At 58.8% G+C, this 19,008-nt stretch carries 17 protein-coding genes; 1 reads left to right on the plus strand and 16 read right to left on the minus strand.

The annotated features are described in order from the left end of the window. Positions 1-621 precede the first annotated feature (621 nt). Positions 622-1,380: a type I 3-dehydroquinate dehydratase gene (aroD, locus tag D3F01_RS05055; RefSeq protein ID WP_242886432.1), complete on the plus strand. Its 759-nt coding sequence runs from the start codon at positions 622-624 to the stop codon at positions 1,378-1,380. A 57-nt stretch (positions 1,381-1,437) separates the two neighbouring features. On the opposite strand, the gene D3F01_RS05060 is transcribed toward aroD, so the two are convergent. The 16 genes from D3F01_RS05060 to glgB all read right to left on the minus strand — a co-directional run bounded on the left by D3F01_RS05060 (position 1,438) and on the right by glgB (position 18,842). Next, entirely contained in the window at positions 1,438-2,778 is a 1,341-nt protein-coding gene (locus D3F01_RS05060) for an MATE family efflux transporter (protein ID WP_242886435.1), read from the minus strand. Between the two features lie 164 nt (positions 2,779-2,942). Next, entirely contained in the window at positions 2,943-3,341 is a 399-nt protein-coding gene (atpC, locus tag D3F01_RS05065; RefSeq protein WP_117505706.1) for an ATP synthase F1 subunit epsilon, read from the minus strand. A 3-nt stretch (positions 3,342-3,344) separates the two neighbouring features. Next, positions 3,345-4,739, minus strand: coding sequence for a F0F1 ATP synthase subunit beta (gene atpD / locus D3F01_RS05070; RefSeq protein WP_097769725.1), 1,395 nt, complete (start codon positions 4,737-4,739; stop codon positions 3,345-3,347). Positions 4,740-4,756: 17 nt separating this feature from the next. Beyond that, positions 4,757-5,605, minus strand: a complete 849-nt coding sequence (gene atpG / locus D3F01_RS05075; protein ID WP_097769726.1) for an ATP synthase F1 subunit gamma — start codon at positions 5,603-5,605, stop codon at positions 4,757-4,759. A gap of 18 nt (positions 5,606-5,623) precedes the next feature. Continuing rightward, positions 5,624-7,144, minus strand: coding sequence for a F0F1 ATP synthase subunit alpha (gene atpA / locus D3F01_RS05080; RefSeq protein WP_117476516.1), 1,521 nt, complete (start codon positions 7,142-7,144; stop codon positions 5,624-5,626). 54 nt (positions 7,145-7,198) lie between these two features. Further along, positions 7,199-7,738 carry an ATP synthase F1 subunit delta gene (atpH, locus tag D3F01_RS05085; protein WP_005930273.1) on the minus strand — a complete coding sequence of 180 codons (540 nt, stop codon included), beginning with the start codon at positions 7,736-7,738 and terminating at the stop codon, positions 7,199-7,201. Continuing rightward, positions 7,735-8,241: a F0F1 ATP synthase subunit B gene (gene atpF, locus D3F01_RS05090; RefSeq protein ID WP_242886438.1), complete on the minus strand. Its 507-nt coding sequence runs from the start codon at positions 8,239-8,241 to the stop codon at positions 7,735-7,737. The genes atpH and atpF overlap by 4 nt, the downstream gene beginning before the upstream one ends. A 36-nt stretch (positions 8,242-8,277) precedes the next feature. Further along, positions 8,278-8,559, minus strand: a complete 282-nt coding sequence (atpE, locus tag D3F01_RS05095; protein ID WP_005930278.1) for an ATP synthase F0 subunit C — start codon at positions 8,557-8,559, stop codon at positions 8,278-8,280. A gap of 52 nt (positions 8,560-8,611) precedes the next feature. Next, positions 8,612-9,355, minus strand: a complete 744-nt coding sequence (locus D3F01_RS05100) for a F0F1 ATP synthase subunit A (protein WP_097769728.1) — start codon at positions 9,353-9,355, stop codon at positions 8,612-8,614. A 3-nt stretch (positions 9,356-9,358) separates the two neighbouring features. Beyond that, positions 9,359-9,859 (minus strand): ATP synthase subunit I, encoded by a 501-nt coding sequence (locus D3F01_RS05105; protein ID WP_186851009.1) that lies wholly within the window; start codon positions 9,857-9,859, stop codon positions 9,359-9,361. Positions 9,860-9,881: 22 nt separating this feature from the next. Further along, on the minus strand, positions 9,882-10,142 hold the full coding sequence (locus D3F01_RS05110; protein ID WP_117534565.1) for an AtpZ/AtpI family protein: 261 nt from the start codon (positions 10,140-10,142) through the stop codon (positions 9,882-9,884). 315 nt (positions 10,143-10,457) lie between these two features. Next, positions 10,458-12,431 (minus strand): hypothetical protein, encoded by a 1,974-nt coding sequence (locus tag D3F01_RS05115; RefSeq protein WP_242886442.1) that lies wholly within the window; start codon positions 12,429-12,431, stop codon positions 10,458-10,460. A 204-nt stretch (positions 12,432-12,635) separates the two neighbouring features. Next, a complete protein-coding gene (locus D3F01_RS05120) occupies positions 12,636-14,054 on the minus strand; it encodes a glycogen/starch synthase (protein WP_242886445.1) in 1,419 nt (472 codons plus the stop codon). Positions 14,055-14,184: 130 nt separating this feature from the next. Next, entirely contained in the window at positions 14,185-15,312 is a 1,128-nt protein-coding gene (gene glgD, locus D3F01_RS05125; RefSeq protein WP_097769732.1) for a glucose-1-phosphate adenylyltransferase subunit GlgD, read from the minus strand. After that, on the minus strand, positions 15,306-16,499 hold the full coding sequence (locus tag D3F01_RS05130) for a glucose-1-phosphate adenylyltransferase (RefSeq protein WP_097769733.1): 1,194 nt from the start codon (positions 16,497-16,499) through the stop codon (positions 15,306-15,308). Before D3F01_RS05130 ends, glgD begins: the two co-directional genes overlap by 7 nt. A gap of 81 nt (positions 16,500-16,580) precedes the next feature. After that, positions 16,581-18,842 carry a 1,4-alpha-glucan branching protein GlgB gene (glgB, locus tag D3F01_RS05135; protein WP_242886461.1) on the minus strand — a complete coding sequence of 754 codons (2,262 nt, stop codon included), beginning with the start codon at positions 18,840-18,842 and terminating at the stop codon, positions 16,581-16,583. Positions 18,843-19,008: the final 166 nt, after the last annotated feature.

Raw genomic sequence — 19,008 nt, forward strand, 5'->3', positions numbered from 1 at the left:
CGCCGCCAGCGTTCGTCCTGAGCCAGGATCAAACTCTTTATAAATGATATTTATCACTTAAAAAGTGTTAAATCGTTTCGCTCAGCACGCAATCGCTTGCGTCCTGTGTGAATTACTTTGTTTGGAATTGTTTAACGTGTTTTTCCAACACGAAAATAGGTTCCGTTACAAGTTTTTCGATATTGTTCAATTTTCAAGGTCCTGTGCGCCTCAGCCTTAGCGGCTGACGACTTGATTATTTTACCACAGAAGTGATTTTTTGTCAAGCTTTATTTTTGAGAAGCTTCTGAAGTTTTGCGAACTTGGAGTGCTTTAAGTTTCTCGGTATCAGCCGGAACTTTTCAGCGTCTATTGGTTCTTTTCAAGGGCTTCCTGCCGAGCTTTCAGAAGTCATTCTTTTGTCTCAGCGCTTGGCGCTCAAGTATAATACCACACCCCGGTGCTCTTGTCAACACTTTCTGACATCTTTTTTCCAAATTCTTTGCGCAGGGCAAAAATCCCCCTGTTTTTCTCTTATTATAATAGCCGCCTTTTCTTGACAAGGCGGCGGACAGAACGTATCATGGAGTCATCCCGTATCCTGTATGATATAGCTATACTTTAATATAAAGGAGAAGCGCCATGTCCTGTGTTCCTGTCCGTGACTGCCGTATCGGCGAAGGCCGCCCCAAAGTCATTCTGCCCATTGTAGAACGCACCGAGGCTGCGATCCTGGAAAAGGCCGCTGCGTTTTCCACACTGTGCGCCGATTGTGTGGAATGGCGTGTCGATCTGTTTGATGCAGCCACCGACCCCGGTGCAGTGGTGCACTGCCTGGCGAAGCTGCGGGTCCTCTTAAAGGAAAAGCTGCTGCTTGTGACCCTGCGCACGAAGGAAGAGGGCGGCAGCATACCGGTCAGCCATGAGGGATATCTCCGTTTTCTCCGCACGGTTCTGGATACCGATTGCGCTGATCTCATTGATATTGAGTTCTTCACCGCAGGCACAGACCTTCCCGCACTGGTTCAGGACGCGCACACCGCCGGGGTCAAGGTCGTGTGCTCCAGTCACGACTTCCACAAGACCCCGCCCAAAGCCGAGCTGGTCTCCCGGATGGTGGCCATGCAGCAGGCAGGGGCTGACCTGCCCAAGCTGGCCGTGATGCCACAGAGCCGTGCCGATGTGCTGGAGCTGCTGGCCGCCACCGCCGAGATGACCGACCACCACCCCGAAACGCCCGTCATTACCATGAGCATGGGCGCACTGGGAGCCGTGAGCCGCCTGTGCGGCGAGGCCTTTGGCTCCGCCATGACCTTTGCCAATCCCGGCACGGCCAGCGCCCCCGGTCAGGTGGGGCTGGATGTGGTCAATGCTGTGCTGGACAGCCTGCGGCTCAGCTGATCTATCAATACACAGCGCCCCCGGAGAGCGATTTGCCTTCCGGGGGTGCTTTCTGTTTTATTCTGTTTCTATTTCCCGCACGATCTTCTGAAAGCAGAAGTACGGGATCACGGTTCCGGCCACAAAGGAAGCGGGCCAGCCAAGCCAGACCACATCCAGATTCCGCATTCCCCATGCACCCACAGCCACCACTGCAATTTTTGTAATGAGCTGCATCACGCCGCCCATCAGTGCCTGATTTGCCCTGTCAATGCCGCGGAGCACCTGCTGATACACCTGCATCACACCGGCCAGGATCCCCGGCACCGCCGTGATCAGCAGAAACCGCTGCACCACAGTCAGGATCTCCGCAGACGGCTCTGCGAGGAACAGCCCCGCCATCTGGCGGCCGCAGAGCAGCAGAAACACTCCCAGCACGGTGCTGACCACCAGAGACAGCTGCAGGGAGGCCTGTACCCCTTGCCGGATGCGCTGCGGCTTGCCGGCTCCGTGGTTCTGGGAGGCATAGACGCTGAGGGAGGAACCGATGGTCTCCACCGGCATCAGGGCCAGCGTTCCGATGCGGCTGGCGGCAGTGTAGGCCGCCATGGTAGCCTCGCCAAACAGATTGACCGCGCTCTGCGCCACCAGATTGCCCAGATTGTTGAAGGCAGACTGCACCGCAATGGGAATGGCCAGCACCGTGATCTGCCGCAGCAGCTTTCCATGGAGCCGGAGGTCCTGCCGCCGCATCCGCATCATGGGATATTTGCGGAACAGCAGCACCGCCGCCACCACTGCCGACAGGGCCTGCGCCAGTGCCGTAGCCCAGGCAGACCCGGCCACTCCCCAGCGGAACACAGCCACAAACAACACATCCAGGCCAATATTGCTCAGAACGGAGACGATCAGGCAGTACAGCGCTGTCTGGCTGTCCCCCAGCCCCCGGAATGCACTGGAAAACAAATAATACATCAGGGGGCAGATCATGGTGATGAAACTGATCTCCAGATAAGCGGTGGCTTCCTGCAGGGGGCCCTCCGGGGTTCCCATCCACCGCAGGATGGTGCCGGAGAAGTTCAGGCCCAGAACCATCATCCCTGCCGACAGGAACAGCCCCAGATACAGGCTGTTCACAAAAGCCCTCCGCATCAGTTCCTCGTTCTTCTGGCCAAAGTACCGGCTGATGATGATCCCCACGCCCACATTGATGCCGATCATCAGGGCTGCCAGCAGCAGGATCACCGGCATGGTGCTGCCCACCGCCGCAAGGGCAGTCTGCCCGAGATACCGCCCCACCACGATGCTGTCGGTGATGGAGTAGACCTGATTCAACAGGTTGCCCATCAATGTAGGAAAGGTAAAGGCCCACAGCAGGGAGATTGGCTTTCCCTCTGTCATATCCAGATTTTTCTTCACGCACATCCTCCTTTGCATCAAAAAGCTCCTTCAGAATGCCCGCAAGCACGTAACCCCGGTTTCAGGGGGGTCCCTGTTTGCAGCACTCCAAAGGAGCCTTTGTTGATTTGATTTTTCTGATACCAGAATACCACAGCGGCGCTGATTTGTCCAGCGCTCCGGGGTCAGCGGACAGAGGTGCGGACGAGGGCGCGCTTGAGGCGGGCCTGGGCCAGCTCATATTCACGCTCATCCAGGTCCTTCCGGGCCAGGATCTCTTCGGCGCGCTTCTTGGAGGCCTCAGCGCGGGCCTGGTCGATCTCCTCGGCCCACTCCCAGGTGGTAGCGACCAGATGGACATCCCCGTTCAGCACGGTGAGCATCCCGCCCATGCAGGCGGCGCGGCGGCGCTGGCCGTCCGCGTCCACGATATGGGCTTCGCCCATTCCCAGCGCGGTGCAGTAATCACCATGCTTTGCCAGAATGGCAAGGTCGCCGTCGATGGCACGGCAGACCACCCGTTCCGCCTGACCGTCAAAGGCACAGCCGTCCGGCGTGACCACCGTCAGATGAAAGGTCGTCATGGTTTACCCTTTCTTCGCCTTGGCGAACACATCGTCGATGGTGCCCGCGAACAGGAAGGCGCTCTCGGGCAGGTCATCGCACTCGCCGTTCAGGATCATCCTGAAGCCGCGCAGGGTCTCCTTCAGCGGCACATACTGACCGGGCATACCGGTGAACTGTTCCGCAACATGGAAGCTCTGGCTCAGGAAGCGCTGCACCTTGCGGGCGCGGCTGACGGTCAGCTTGTCCTCTTCGCTCAGTTCGTCCATACCCATGATGGCAATGATATCCTGCAGCTCCTTGTAGCGCTGCAGCACCTTCTGAACATCACGGGCGATCTCGTAGTGCTCCTGACCCACGACCTCGGGGCTGAGGATCCGGCTGGTGGAATCCAGCGGGTCCACAGCGGGGTAGATGCCCTGAGATGCAATGTCACGGCTCAGGACCGTGGTGGCATCCAGATGGGTGAAGGTTGTGGCAGGGGCCGGGTCGGTCAGGTCGTCGGCGGGAACGTAGACAGCCTGCACCGAGGTGATGGAACCCTTGCGGGTGGAGGTGATGCGCTCCTGCAGAGCGCCCATCTCAGTGGCCAGGGTGGGCTGGTAACCAACGGCAGAGGGCATACGGCCCAGCAGAGCCGAGACCTCAGAGCCTGCCTGCGTGAAACGGAAGATGTTGTCGATGAAGAGCAGCACGTCCTGATTTTTGACATCGCGGAAGTACTCCGCCATGGTCAGGCCGGACAGGGCCACGCGCATACGGGCTCCGGGAGGCTCGTTCATCTGACCGTAGACCAGAGCGGTCTTGTTGATAACGCCGCTCTCGGTCATTTCACCGTACAGGTCGTTGCCCTCACGGGTGCGTTCGCCAACGCCGGTGAACACCGAGTAGCCGTTGTGCTCGGTGGCAATGTTATAGATCAGCTCCTGGATCAGGACGGTCTTGCCGACACCGGCACCGCCGAACAGACCGATCTTGCCGCCCTTTGCGTAGGGGCAGATCAGGTCAACGACCTTGATGCCGGTCTCCAGGATCTCTGTGGTGGACTGCTGCTCCTCATAGCTGGGGGCAGGGCGGTGGATGGGCCAGTAGGCCTCCGGGGTGGGGGCAGGCTTGTTGTCCACCGGCTCACCCAGCAGGTTGAACACGCGGCCCAGGCACTGGTCACCCACAGGCACCCGGATGGACTCGCCGGTGTCCACGGCATCCGTGCCGCGCACCAGGCCATCGGTGCTGCTCATGGCAATGCAGCGGGCCACATTGTCGCCGGTGAGCTGAGCGACCTCCACCACCAGCTTCCGGCCGTGGTTGTCGATCTCAATGGCGTTGAGCAGGTCCGGCAGCTCGCCATCCTTGAACTGGATGTCCAGCACCGGGCCGATGACCTGGATCACCTTGCCGATGTGTTTTTCGGACATAGGCTACAACTCCTTTTTTAGATTTCTGCGCCTGCCACGATCTCGGTGATCTCCTGCGTGATGGCAGCCTGACGGGCGCGGTTGTAATACAGATTCAGATGGTCGATCATCTCGCCCGCGTTCTTGGTGGCGGCATCCATGGCGGTGCGGCGGGCGGCCAGCTCACTGGCCACGCTCTCGCACACGGCACCATAAACGATACCGGCCACATACTCGGGGATGATGGCGCGGAACACTTCCTCGCTGCTGGGCTTGTACAGGATCTGACTGCGGCGGGCAGCGGCCTTCTGCTCCTCGGTGGGCTCAATGGTCAGGGGCAGCACCTCCATGGTGACAGCGGTCTGGGTCATCATCGAGTCGAACCGGGTGTAGCAGAGTTTCACTGCGTCGTAATCGCCCTTCAGGTAGCCCTCGGTGATCTTCCGGGAGAGGGCAAAGCACTCACCCACCGAGACATCCGCCGCCAGCAGCACCTCTTCGGTGAACAGGTCGGCCCCGTGGTGGGCAAAGTACTCCTGACTTCTTTTGCCAATGGGCAGCACCGTGACCGGGCCCTGCTGGGTCTCCGCCTGCTTGAGCACGTTGGAGTTGTATCCACCGGCCAGGCCGCGGTCGCCTGCAATGACGACCAGCAGGGTGCGTTTGATCTCTGCCCGGCGCAGGTAGGGGCTGCGGGCCCGGGGGTCTGCAGCCGCAATGCCGGTCAGCGTGTCGTGCAGCGTTTCAAAGTAGGGGCGGCTGTGTTCCACCCGCTCCTTGGCACGGCGCATTTTGGAGGAAGCCACCAGCTCCATGGCCTTGGTGATCTGCATGGTACTCTCTACGCTTTTGATGCGCAGCTTGATGTCCTTCATGGAACCTGCCATGCGTTACGCCTCCTTCCCTCAGTGCGCCTTGACGAAGCTCTCGGTGTAAGCGGACAGAACGCCCTTGAGTGCTTCCTCGGTGTCCTTGTCCAGATTGCCGGTGGTGCGGATGGTCTCCATCACAGCGGCACCGGCGGCATCATTCTCGAGATATTCGTACAGGCCCTTTTCGTATTCGGCCACATCAGCCACCCTGACCTTGACCAGAAGATCATGGATGGTGGCATACAGGATCGCCACCTGCTTTTCCACGGGCACGGGGGCCGAGCGGTTCTGCTTGAGCACTTCCACAATGCGTTCGCCCTGTGCCAGGCGGGCCTTGGTGTCCGCGTCCAGATCGGAACCGAACTGGGCAAAGGACTGCAGCTCGCGGTACTGGGAGTAGATCAGCTTCAGGGTGCCGGCCACCTTCTTCATGGCCTTGATCTGGGCGTTGCCGCCAACACGGGACACCGAGATGCCGGGGTTGACAGCGGGCATAACACCCGAGTGGAACAGCTCCGTTTCCAGGAAGATCTGACCATCGGTAATGGAGATGACGTTGGTGGGGATGTAGGCCGAAACGTCACCCGCCTGGGTCTCGATGATGGGCAGAGCCGTCAGGCTGCCGCCGCCCAGCTCATTGGAGAGCTTGGCCGCGCGCTCCAGCAGACGGGAGTGCAGGTAGAAAACATCGCCGGGGTAAGCCTCACGTCCCGGGGGACGGCGGATCAGCAGCGAGAGGGCACGGTAGGCCACCGCGTGCTTGGAAAGGTCATCATAGATGATGAGGACATGCTTGCCCTGGTGCATGAAATATTCGCCCATGGCACAGCCGGAATAGGGGGCGATATACTGCAGGGGGGACAGCTCGGAGGCCGTGGCGGACACCACGATGGTGTAGCTCATGGCACCGGCCTCGGTCAGGCTCTGCACCAGGTTTGCCACGGTGGAGCGCTTCTGACCGATGGCGACATAGATGCAGATGACATCCTTGCCCTTCTGGTTGATGATGGTATCCGATGCAATGGTGGTCTTGCCGGTCTGGCGGTCGCCGATGATCAGCTCACGCTGGCCGCGGCCGATGGGGATCATGGAGTCGATGGCCTTGATGCCGGTCTGCAGGGGTTCCTTGACCGGCTGGCGGTCGATAATGCCGGGGGCCGGGCTCTCGATGGCCCGGAACTCGGTGGTCTCAATGGGGCCTGCGCCGTCAATGGGCTGGCCCAGTGCATTGACCACGCGGCCGATCATTGCCTCGCCCACGGGCACGGAAACGACCTTGCCGGTGCGCTTGACGGTGCTGCCTTCTTTGATGCCGACATCGGAGCCCAGCAGAACGATGGAGACCGTGTTTTCCTCCAGGTTCTGGGCCATACCGTATTCGCCGTTGTCAAACTGAAGCAGCTCACCTGCCATGCACTTTTCCAGGCCGCTGGCCCGGGCGATGCCGTCGCCTACCATGATGACCGTGCCGACTTCGCTCTGCTCGATGACATTCTCGTAGTGCTTGATCTGGGCACGGATGATCTTGGAGATCTCTTCAGGTTTCAGTTGCATTGTCTTGTATTCACCACTCAATTCTTAAAATCTTTCGGGTGGAAATTCGATGGATCACAGTGTCACGGACGCGATATCCCTGCGCAGCGCCGCCAGACGGTTCTGAACCGTTCCGTCCAGCTCGGTGCCCTCGATATCCAGCCGGATGCCGCCCAGCACAGCCGGATCGACCTTTGTTTTCAGGTCGATGGTCTTGCCGGTGAGCTTTTCCAGCTTTTCGTGCAGGCTCTTCACCTGCTGCTCCGTCATTGCCACTGCAGTGGTTGCCGCTGCTTCCAGAATACCGTGTGCCTGATTGTAGCGCACCCGGTAGGCCCGGGCGCAGCCGGGCAGCTCCCGCAGGGTGCCCTTCTCGCACAGGATCTTCAAAAAGTTCAGCACATAGAGGTGGACCCGATCCCGCAGTGCTTCGTCCAGCAGGCCGCAGCGCTCCTTTTTGGGGATGCTGGGGGTGCTGAGCAGATGCAGATACTCCGGGCTTGCCTTAAAAAGCGCCACGGCCTCGTCCAGCTCGCCCAGAATGCGGGTCTCCAGCCCTTCCTCTGCTGCCAGGTCATACAGGCTTCCGCCGTACATCCTTGCTGTCTCGGTCATGATGCTTCACCCACGTTTTTGATAAATTCGTCGATCAGGTCCTTGTGGTCGGCTTCCTTGATCTCACGCTCGACCACCTTGGAGGCGATCTCCATGGCCATGCCGCCGATCTCGTCCTTTGCCTCGTTCACGGCCTTCTTGCGCTCCTGCGCAATGTCAGCCTCCGCCTTCTGCTTCAGGGCAGCGGCCTGTGCACGGGCCTCGCCCACGATCTCTTCACTGCGGGCGGTGGCCGTTTTCTGGGCACGGGCAACGATCTGGTTGGCCTCGGCGCGGGCATTCTGCAGGTTCTGCTCGTACTCCGCTTTCATGGCCTCAGCCTCGGTGCGCAGCTTCTGCGCATCTGCGATCTCGCTGTCGGCTTTTGCCTTGCGCTCGGCGATCACCTTTTTGACCGGATTCAGCAGGAACTTTTTGAAGATGAGCAGCTGGATCATCAGGTTGCAGATCTGGGCCAGAAAGGTCCAGCCGTCCAGCGTGATCAACGCCTGGTACAGTTCCATAAGCGTCTCCTTTCGTTCTTTTGTAAAAGGTTCCGCTTATGCCAGGAACTTCATAAACATGCCGGGTGCCAGGAAGATCAGCAGCAGGCCGGTAACAAAGCCGTAAATACCGGTGGTCTCGGAAAGTGCAACGCCCAGGATCAGGGTGCTGGTCACGTCGCTCTTGCACTCAGGCTGGCGGCCCACGGCCTCACAGGCAGCGGCGGCAGCGTTGCCTTCGCCGATACCGGGGCCGATACCTGCGATCAGTGCGCAGCCTGCGCCGATGCCGCAGCCTGCCAGGGCGATACCACGAGCAAGGTACTGAAAGTCAGTCATAAGTTTTGTCCTCCAAAAAAGTTTTTGTTTTGGGAGATGCCGTTGTGAGGGCTTAGTCCTCACCGGCAGCACGTTTGATGAAAATTGCGGTCAGGGTACAGAAGATGAACGCCTGAATGCAGCCGCCGAACCAGTCGAAATACAGGCCCGTGAAGGCCGGGATGCCGATCTGGAACAGCTGGATCTGGCTCAGGAAGCCGGGCAGCCAGCCGAAGATGACATGGCTCAGGCTTGCCAGCGCCCAGTACAGCAGTGTGGAAATGACAGTACCGGACAGGATGTTGCCAAAGTGACGGAACGCCATGCTGACGGGGGTCGAGATCTCCGACAGCACATTGATGGGTGCCATGATGAAGATCGGGTCCAGCAGGCCCTTCAGATAGGAAAGGATGCCGTTGGTCTTGATCTTGTAGTACATGATCAGCACAAACACCACAATGGCCCACGCGGCCTCGGTGTTCAGGTCGGCTGTGGGGCTCCACAGGCCAATGACACTGATGAGGTTGCAGCCGATGCTCAGAGCGAAGATCGAGCCGATCAGGGGGATATACTTGTCAAAGTGATACCCCATGTTGTCGTGCACGAACTGATCCAGCCGCTCCACGATGAACTCGGCTGCGGCCTGCCGCTTTGAGACATTTTCCAGCTTGAGGTTGCTGCCCAGCCAGATGGCCAGGCCCGAAAGCAGCGCCATGACGATCCAGGTAGTGACTAGGGTCTGGGTGATCTTGAGATCGCCCAGCAGGGGGATATCGGTATGGATGGTATACAGGATCTTTGCGCCGTTCAGTTCCATTTGTTACGTTTCACCCCCTTCGTCACGGGGTTCAGCCTCCGGCTCCGGGGCGGGTTCGGGGTCGTCCTCCACAGAGACATCCACCGAGGGCCCGGCCGGTGCAAGGGGCTTGTACTTGCCGGTTATTTGCAGGTAGTAGATCGTGACACGGGGGAACAGCAAGGGCAGAACGCTGGCAAAGGGCTGGAAGCAGGGTGCCCCGATGGACACGATGATCCACACCGCCTGTAAAAGCATTCTGACGTTGTAGGAAGCTTGTAATGTGGCTTTGCGCCGCTTCTCATCCTGCTCGTCGATGACCTTCTGACACACGATGCAGATGCCCGCAAAGTTGCCGATGGCCACGGCTGCGCCGATGAGACTGCCCAGAACGACAGTGTAATCAAATTTCACCCAGCCAACCAGGTGCAGCGCTGCAAACACCACCCACAGGGCAGCGGTACAGATGGCCGTGCCGCAGGCGATGCGCGTCAGCTCCTTTTTGGATTCCGGCTGTAGTTTCATAAAGGGGAACCTCCTGTGATGTTTACTGATGTGAGTTGAACCCCACCCGCTTCGGTTTTTCCTTTTTGGTGCGGTCCAGGTGTTCCTTGGCAAAATACCAGAAGTTCTGCGCCCCGGAGGCAAGGCCCAGCAGGATGGCCGGCAGGAACACCCATTCCGGCCAGCTCCAGCTGTTCACCGCCCACCAGGCACCGCCCAGGCACATGACCAGCGGCAGCAGCATATTCAGGCCCAGCTGAGTCAGCCAGACAAGATCTTCCAGCGCCTTGTACCAGCCCTTCATGCGGTGTCGCCCTCCCTTTGTGCGCAGACCCGAAACAGCAGCCCGCCGCACCCTTTCGCAATGGTTTCGCTCCGGTTAAGAAGCTCATATGGATAGTATAATTCAATCCACTGAACTTTTCAATCAATTTTCCACCGATTTTTGGTAAAACTTCATAGTTCGTTCACACTAACGCCATAATTGTACGTCCACGGTGGAGTATGTCCGTCTCCGGCAGCATCAATACCAAAAATATGATGGGTTTCTTGTGCAAAACACAAAAAACCGCCCAGCTCATTTGAGAGCCGGGCGGCGGTTATCCTGGAAGTGCGGGGGTCAGCTGTCCTTGCGCCTGATCCACACCTGCGTGCCGTAGAAGGGATTGGCAGTGCCAAGGCACAGGCCCTGGTCGGTGGCGGCGAAGGCCCGCAGACCATGGTTATAGGGGTCTCCAAAGCCGTCCACGGTGATGGTCTGGAAGTTCACGCCGTCCTCCGAAACATACAGGTCAAAGCCCTGCTTTGCCTTGCGCATGTAGTTGAGCAGCCGGATGGCACTGGCGATGTTGCCGATCGTGATGTTTTTGAACACGAATTTGTAGGAAAACTTGATGGTCTGGGCCAGGGTGTCGGGGTTCCCGTTGCCGTCGGGGTCCGTCGCCTGCAGTGCCTTCATCAGGGTCTTGAGGTATTCCCACTGGGTCTTCCACTGCGCGGGGGTGCGCGTCAGCAGGTTGCCGTTGACGAACTGACCAATGCACTCCAGCATGCTGCTGGTGTCAAAGGTGCCCACATACAGCTTGCCATCGTACACCTGCATCCGCCAGATGTACTGGTTCTCGCTGCGCCCAAAGCCGGATCCCAGCCCGGACAGGCTGCCGGAGGGAAACATCCTGGTGGCATTGCCCACCACAAGCTCCATGTTCTCGTCCCTGTCCATGCGGTACAGGTTCACCGACTGCTCCAGATTGGCGTTGATGAATCGGCAGTCCAGTCCGCCGCCAAACTGACCGTTGGCGTTCTTGCCGGTCTTGGCAAAGAGGATGCGTTCCAGCGCGATCTCTTCATCGTTGTACTCACCAATATAGAGGTGGTCGTTGTACACGATCAGGTTCGCCGCACCGGAGCGGGTGCGCTCCGGGTCGATGCCGAAGGTGTAGCGGGCACCGTCCTTTTCCTGATCGCCCGCCACGGGTGTCCATGTGAAGGTGCCGTCCGCATTCTGGTCGCCCCGCACCAGTGCAAAGGACTGCATGGTGTTGTCGTCCGGCATATTGTCCTCGGTGCCGGTGCAGATGGAAACATACAGGCGGCCGTTGAACTCAGCCATATCCCAGATACTGCCGCCGTAGATGCTGTCGGCGTAGTGATAGGCGGGGTAGTGGAACAGGCTGTCGGAATCCGCGATCTGGGTAAAGCCCTTTTCCGGGTCGGAGGAGATCAGCAGGGCGGCGCTGCTCTTGCCGGTGGCGGCATCCATGGTCACGTTGCTGATGACCAGCTGATCCTTGTAGACACACATCCCGCGGATGCCCACGGAGATGCCCTGCTGGTAGGCTGCGGCATAATCCTGCACGCTGTTCAGGCCGATATACACCGGCTTGCACACATCGGTGGCCGGGTCCACCTGCCAAATGCTGGGCAGAAAGCCGATGCCGCCGCCACCCACACTGCCGCAGAAGTACAGCTTGCCGTTATACTCCAATGCGTTGCGGAACAGGGGTGTGTAACCGTTATAGGAGCCGGACATCAACAGCCTGGTCTCGCCGGTCCTGGTGTTGATCTTCACCAGCACGCCCTTGGGCCGGCCGCCATCCTCCTCGGTCAGAAAGAAAGTGCCGTTGTAAAGGGCATCGAAGGTGGCGGCAAGCACCTTGTCGTCGTATTCGTCGCCCAGACTGCTCTTCATCAGGGAGAGGGTGTTGCCGATGGCGGCGTAGCAGGTGCCCACATACAGCCAGTCGCCGTAGCCGACCGCCGACCATGCGTAGTTCTGACCCCGGTCACCGGCGTTGTAGGCGGCATCCTCCGGGTCAGTCACCACCGCCACCGCGCTGTCTCCCAGATAGTCCACGATGCCGTCTGCGGTTTTGACATCCTTTTCCGGATGGGTGATCTTCTCAAACGTCTGGTCGTCCTTGCTGTAAAAGAAAGCGTTGCATTCGTCAAGAGGTTCCAGAGTGGTCAGTTCCTCCCAGCCATCGGCCTGCCCGACCGCCTCCGTGCCTTCTGCCGACACCGGAAGCTGCACCGGCAGAGCGAACAGCATCGCTGCTGCCAGCACGCCGCTGATGACACGTTTCCAGTTCATATCGTTCTCCTTATCTACTCTGCCATTTCTTCAAAAACAGGAAAGAGCTGTCAATGTTCTTCATTGTAGCACAGTCCTGCCGGAAGTGCAAAGGTGCCTTGCTACTTTTTGCGGATGATCCTTGTAAAATTTGTGTAGAAGTCCGCAAAAAAGCCGCCCGGCTCCTGCGAACCGGGCGGCAAAAGGCAGACTTTTGAGAATGATTTACCAGAGGTTTGCGGTCTCGTTATACAGGCCCTCGTAGCTCTTGGCGGAGAGGTCCCAGCTGAAATCGCATTCCATGTCGTGCTTGACGAGGTTGTGCCAGTCCTCTTTGTTGTAGTAGCGATCCTGTGCACGGCAGCAGGCATCGTACAGCTCATGGGCGCTGTAACCGGCAAAGGTAAAGCCGTTGCCCTCGCCCAGCGTGCAGTCATGGATGGAATCCCGCAGGCCGCCGGTCTCGCGGACGATGGGAGGCGTGCCGTAGCGGCAGGCCACCATCTGTGCCAGGCCGCAGGGCTCGCTCTTGGAAGGCATGATGAACACGTCTGCACCGGCGTAGATCTCCTGAGACAGTGCGGGCTCAAAGCCGATGTAGGTGCCCACGCGGCCCGGATGACGGGCGCACAGGTCAGAGAAGAAGGTCTCGTACTGGTTCTCGCCGCTGCCCAGAATGACCAGCTCGATGCCGCGGTCCACCAGACCGTCGGCAACGCTCTGCACCAGGTCAAAGCCCTTCATGCCGACCATGCGGCTGACCATGGCAAAAACGGGGCTGCCATCCTTGTGCAGGCCAAACTTGTTCTGCAGGGCCTCCTTGCACTTTGCCTTGCCCTCTTCAAAGTTGGTGACATCGTAGTTGAAGGGGATCTTGGGGTCGGTGGCGGGGTTATTGGCCTCCATATCGATGCCGTTCAGAATACCGCAGAGCTTATACTGCTTTTCCCGCAGCAGGGCATCCAGACCGTAGCTGAACCAGGGGTCCAGGATCTCCTGTGCGTAGGTGGGGCTGACGGTGGTGATCTTATCCGCCGTCTCAAAGGCACCCTTCATAAAGTTGGCGCAGCCATCGTATTCCACGATGTGCTGGTCACGGCGGCCGATGCCGCAGGTATCCTCCAGGATATCGGTGCCGTACTTGCCCTGATATGCGATGTTGTGGATGGTGAAGATGGTCTTGATCCGGTTGAACTTATCCAGATGGCGGTAGTACAGGTTCAGGTAAACGGGAACCAGTGCTGTCTGCCAGTCGTTGCAGTTGATGATATCGGGGGTGAAGTCGATGTAGAACAGGGTCTCCAGCACAGCGCGGGAGAAGAAGGCAAAGCGCTCGCCGTCATCGTAGAAGCCGTACAGGCCGCGGCGCTTGAAGTAATACTCGTTGTCCAGGAAGTAGTAGGTCACGCCGTTGACCTCAGCCTTGAACAGGCCGCAGTACTGGCTGCGCCAGCCCACGGGCACCGAGTAGTTGGTGACATACTCCAGCTTGTCGCGCATTTTCAGGTCGCCGTACAGCGGCATGATGACGCGGGCATCCACGCCGTCCTTGACCAGAGCCTTGGGCAGGGAGCCTGCCACGTCGGCCAGACCGCCGGACTTGGCAAAGGGGGTCGCTTCCGAAGCGGCATACAGGATCTTCATAGTATTTCTCCTTTCCAGAAAAAAGGGCGGATACGCAAAGAGCGGGCGGGGGCGCAAAGGCCCCCGCCCCTCTTTGAGAGGGGCTACCGGGGAGGGGAGCCGCCCCTGTGAAAGTTTCAATGTGTCAGGCTCAGACGGTGTGGTTCTTCTGAACATAGACCGGGAAGCTCTCGGTACCGGAGAGCTTCTTTTCGGCAGTCACACGCACGTTCTTATCGGTGACAACGCAGTCCAGCTGAGCGCCTGGTTCCACAACGGTATCCTGCATCAGGACACAGTTTCTGACCACAGCACCCTTCTTGACGCGAACGCCGCGGAACAGCACGCAGTTCTCCACGGTGCCCTCGATGACACAGCCATCGGCCAGCAGGGAATTGCTGACGGAAGAGCCGTTGACGTAGCGCACGGGGTTGTCGTCACGGATCTTGGTGTAAACAGGGCTCTCCTTGGGGAACAGAGCGTTCAGGTTCTTCTCATCGATGAGCTTGAGGTTCTCATCAAAGTAGCTCTTCATGTCGCAGACATGGGCCACATAGCCGGTGTACTCCAGAGCACGGATGTTCAGGATGTTGACGTTGTGGGCCAGGATGTCACGCTCAAAGTAGATCAGGCCGCGGGAGGTCGCATCCTTGACCAGCTTGATCAGGGTCTCGCGCTCCAGAACGTAGATGTTCAGGTCCAGGTTCTGGACACCGGAGCGGTAATCGTTGAACAGCAGCTCGGTCACACGGCCATCGGCATCCACAGTCAGGGTATAGTTGTCGTTCTTGCGGCCCTCGGGGATCTCGGTCTTCTGGTAGGCGACGGTCACATCCGCGCCGCTGGCCTGATGGGCAGCCAGCAGGGCGTTGAAATCGTAGTTGATGGCGATGTTGGCATCGCTCATCACAACGTACTTCTCCTTCTGGTTCTCCAGGTAGCTCAGGATGGAACCCAGAGCCTCCACACGGCCGGAATAGATGCGCACGCCCTTTTCTGCAAAGGGAGGCACGATGTTCAGGCCGCCGTGACGGCGGGCCATATCCCACTCGCGGCCGGTGCCCAGATGATCCATCAGGGAGTGGTAGTTCTTGCGCACCACGATGGAGACATTGGAGATGCCGCAGTTTGCCATGCTGGACAGCATAAAGTCCACCATGCGGTAACGGCCTGCAAAGGGGATCGAAGCCATGGTGCGCTCAGTCACAAGCTCCGGTACGGTGTTATCATAGCTGTTGGGGAAAATGATGCCCAACGCATTGTTGTTCTGGCTCAGCATACTTCCTCGCCCTCCTTGACGGAATCAAATACTTTGGCACCCTCTTTTACGGTAGCGCCTGCGCCAACGGTAAGGCCGGTACCCACATGTGCAATGGGGCCCTCGCCGCCGATCTTGGCACCGGCACCCACCACAACGTCCTCAGCCAGGATGCAGCGCTTGACCACGGCACCCGCCTTGACCACAACGCCATCCATCAGGACAGCATCCTCAACGGTAGCGCCCTCTTCCACGGTAACGCCTGCGCTCAGGACAGAGTGCTGGACGCGGCCATAGATCTGGCAGCCCTCGGTGATGAGGGAATCCTGCACCACGGCGCGGGGGCCGATCTTCTGGGCGGGCAGCACAGGGTTGCGGCTGTAGATCTTCCACTTCTTGTCGAAGATATCAATGCCGGAGTTCTCGGGGTCCAGCACTTCCATGTTGGCTTCCCACAGGCTGTCGATGGTGCCCACGTCACGCCAGTAGCCGTTGAAGTGGTAAGCATACATCTTGCGGCCATCCCGCAGCAGAGCGGGGATGATGTTCATGCCAAAGTCGTTCTTGGAGTTGGGATCAGCCTCGTCCTCTTCCAGGTACTTCTTCAGCACATCCCAGTTGAAGATGTAGATGCCCATGGAAGCCAGGTTGGACTTGGGAACCGGGGGCTTCTCCTGGAACTCGGTGATCTTATCGTTCTCGTCTGCCACCATCAGGCCAAAGCGGGAAGCTTCCTTCCAATCGACCTCCATGACAGCCACGGAGAACTCCGCGCCCTTTTCCTTGTGGAAGCGCAGGAAGTCGGCGTAGTCCTGCTTGCAGATCTGGTCACCGGACAGGATGATGACGTACTCGGGATCATAGCTGTCGATGAAGCTGATGTTCTGGTAGATGGCGTTTGCAGTGCCCTTGTACCAGTCGGTGCCCTTTGCCTGCTCGTAGGGGGGCAGGGTGTGCACGCCGCCGTACAGGCGGTCCAGATCCCAAGGCTGGCCGTTGCCGATGTACTCGTTCAGCTTCTGGGGCTGATACTGGGTTGCGATGCCCACAGTATCAATGTTGGAGTTGACGCAGTTGGACAGCGGGAAGTCCACGATGCGGTATTTGCCGCCGAACCCCACTGCAGGTTTTGCCGTTTTCTGTGTCAGCGCGTACAAGCGCGAGCCACGTCCGCCGGCAAGGATCATTGCCACAATTTCTTTTGCCATAGCTTTATTCTCCCCTTTTACACATTTCCGGATTTATTGGATTTGGAAATGGTTTGACTGTGTTGTGCGGATGCGCCCCGGTCACTCCTCGGTCTTGGCGGCCTTTTTGGCGCGGGGCTTGCGGGCAGGCTTTTCGGCTGACGCGGGGGCAGCTTCAGCGGGCTCGGCTTTGGGTTTGCGGCCCCGCTTGGCGGGTGCTGCTTCGGGTGCGGCAGCGGCTTCTGCCTTGGGCTTCCGGCCGCGCTTGACCGGGGCCTTTTCCGGTGCAGGTTCCGCTTCTGCCTTTGCCTTGCGGGGGGAGGTCTTTTTGGGCTTTTCCTCCTTCACGGCAGGCTCAGCCTTGGCGGTCTTCGTGGTCTTGGCGGCTGTCTTTTTGGCAGCGGTCTTTTTCACGGTCTGGGCCGTCTTGGCCGGATCTGCTGCCTTGCGGGTGCGCTTGGTGGGCACCTCAAAATACAGGGTGCTCATGGGCGGCAGGGTGATGGTAATGCTCTGCTCAAAGCCATGCAGGGGCTTCTTGTGGGTGCGCACGGACTTGTTATGGACCGCGCCGGAACCGCCGAAGGCCTCGTCATCGCTGTTCAGCACTTCCTTGTATGTACCTGCCACCGGTGCGCCCAGGGTATAGCCCTCGCGCAGGACGGGGTTGAAGTTGCAGACCACCAGGATCTGCTTGCCGTTTGCGTCCTTGCGCAGGAAGGCGACCACGCTCTGCTTGGAGTCATCGGGCACGATCCACTGGAAGCCCTCCCAGCTGTAATCGATCTGCCAGAAGGCGGGGTGCTCTTTATAGAAGGCGTTCAGGGTCTTGACGTAGTTCTGCAGCTCGGTGTGCTTGTCGTAGTCCAGCAGCATCCAATCCAGCTGCTTTTCCTCGTTCCACTCCGTGAACTGGCCAAACTCCTGCCCCATGAACAGCAGCTTCTTGCCGGGGTGGGCCATCATGTAGCCGAAGAAGGTGCGCAGGTTGGCAAACTTAGCATCGTACTCGCCCGGCATCTTGTTGATCAGGCTGCCCTTGCCGTGCACCACTTCATCGTGGCTGATGGGCAGCACAAAGTTTTCGCTGAAGGCATAGAAGAAGCTGAAGGTGACCTTGTTGTGGTTGCCCGCGCGGAAGAGCGGGTCGGTCTTCATGTAGCTGAGCATGTCGTTCATCCAGCCCATGTTCCACTTGAAGTTGAAGCCCAGGCCGCCGTCGCTGGCCGGTTTGGTGACCATGGGCCATGCGGTGGACTCCTCCGCGATCATGCACTTGTGGGGGTGGCGGCCCAGAACCGTATCGTTCAGCTTGCGCAGGAAAGCAACTGCTTCCAGGTTCTCCTTGCCGCCATTCTTATTGGGCTCCCATTCGCCCTGCTTGCGGTTGTAATCCAGATACAGCATGGAGGCCACGGCATCCACGCGCAGACCATCGATGTGGTACTGCTCCAGCCAGTACAGGGCGCTGGAGATCAGGAAGCTCTGCACCTCGCTGCGGCCGAAGTCGAACACCATGGTGCCCCACTCCTTGTGCTCGCCGCGCTTAGGGTTGGGGTCCTCGTAGCAGGCCTCTCCGTCAAAGTTGTACAGGCCGAAGCCATCCTTCGGGAAGTGGGCGGGCACCCAATCCATGATGACACCGATGCCGGCCTCATGCATCTTGTCCACAAAGGCCATGAAGTCCTTGGGGGTGCCGTAGCGGCTGGTGGGGGCAAAATAGCCCGTGACCTGGTAGCCCCAGCTGCCGTCGAAGGGATACTCCATCACGGGCAGAAGCTCCACATGGGTGTAGCCCATCTCCCGGATGTAGGGGATCAGCTCGTCGGCCAGCTCGGAATAGTTATAGGGAACCTTCTCGTCCTTCAGCTTCCAGCTGCCCGCGTGCATCTCGTAGATGTTCATCGGGCCGTTGATCACGTCCGCCTTTTTCTGGGCCGCCTGCCAGGCATCATCGTGCCAGGCAAAGCCGGTGATATCGTAGACCTTGCTGCCGTTGGAGGGCCGGGTCTCCGCGTGGAACGCATAGGGGTCGGCCTTGTAGATCAGGTCGCCGCCCCGGGTGGTCACACAGTACTTGTAGACATCGTATTCCTTTACGCCGGGGATGAACAGCTCCCAGACAGAATCCCCATCCACTTTGCGCATCGGGTGGCTGCCCGGCTTCCAGCTGTTGAAATCGCCCACCACACTGATGGCGGCTGCATGGGGTGCCCAAACACGGAACACCACACCGGACTCTCCGGCGCGGGTCTCAAGGTGTGCACCAAAGTAACGGTATGCTTCGCAGTTGTTGCCCTGCTTGAACAGATAAATCGGCAGATCCGAGGGATCTTTCTGGATCTTTTCTTCCGTCGGTCTCATAAACAGCTCCTCCCCGTACAGGCCGCAGTGAGCCTATACCTTTGTACTCTCTTATATTAAAGAATTTTGTCCGATTTTTCAAGGGCTTTCCGTCAAAATCTACCATAATCTTTTCGTCAATATTTTTCCATTGTGGTCAACTTATCTAATTTTACACAAGAATTCT

The organism is Faecalibacterium sp. BCRC 81149 (assembly GCF_022750605.1).
GTDB classification, from domain to species: domain Bacteria; phylum Bacillota; class Clostridia; order Oscillospirales; family Ruminococcaceae; genus Faecalibacterium; species Faecalibacterium duncaniae.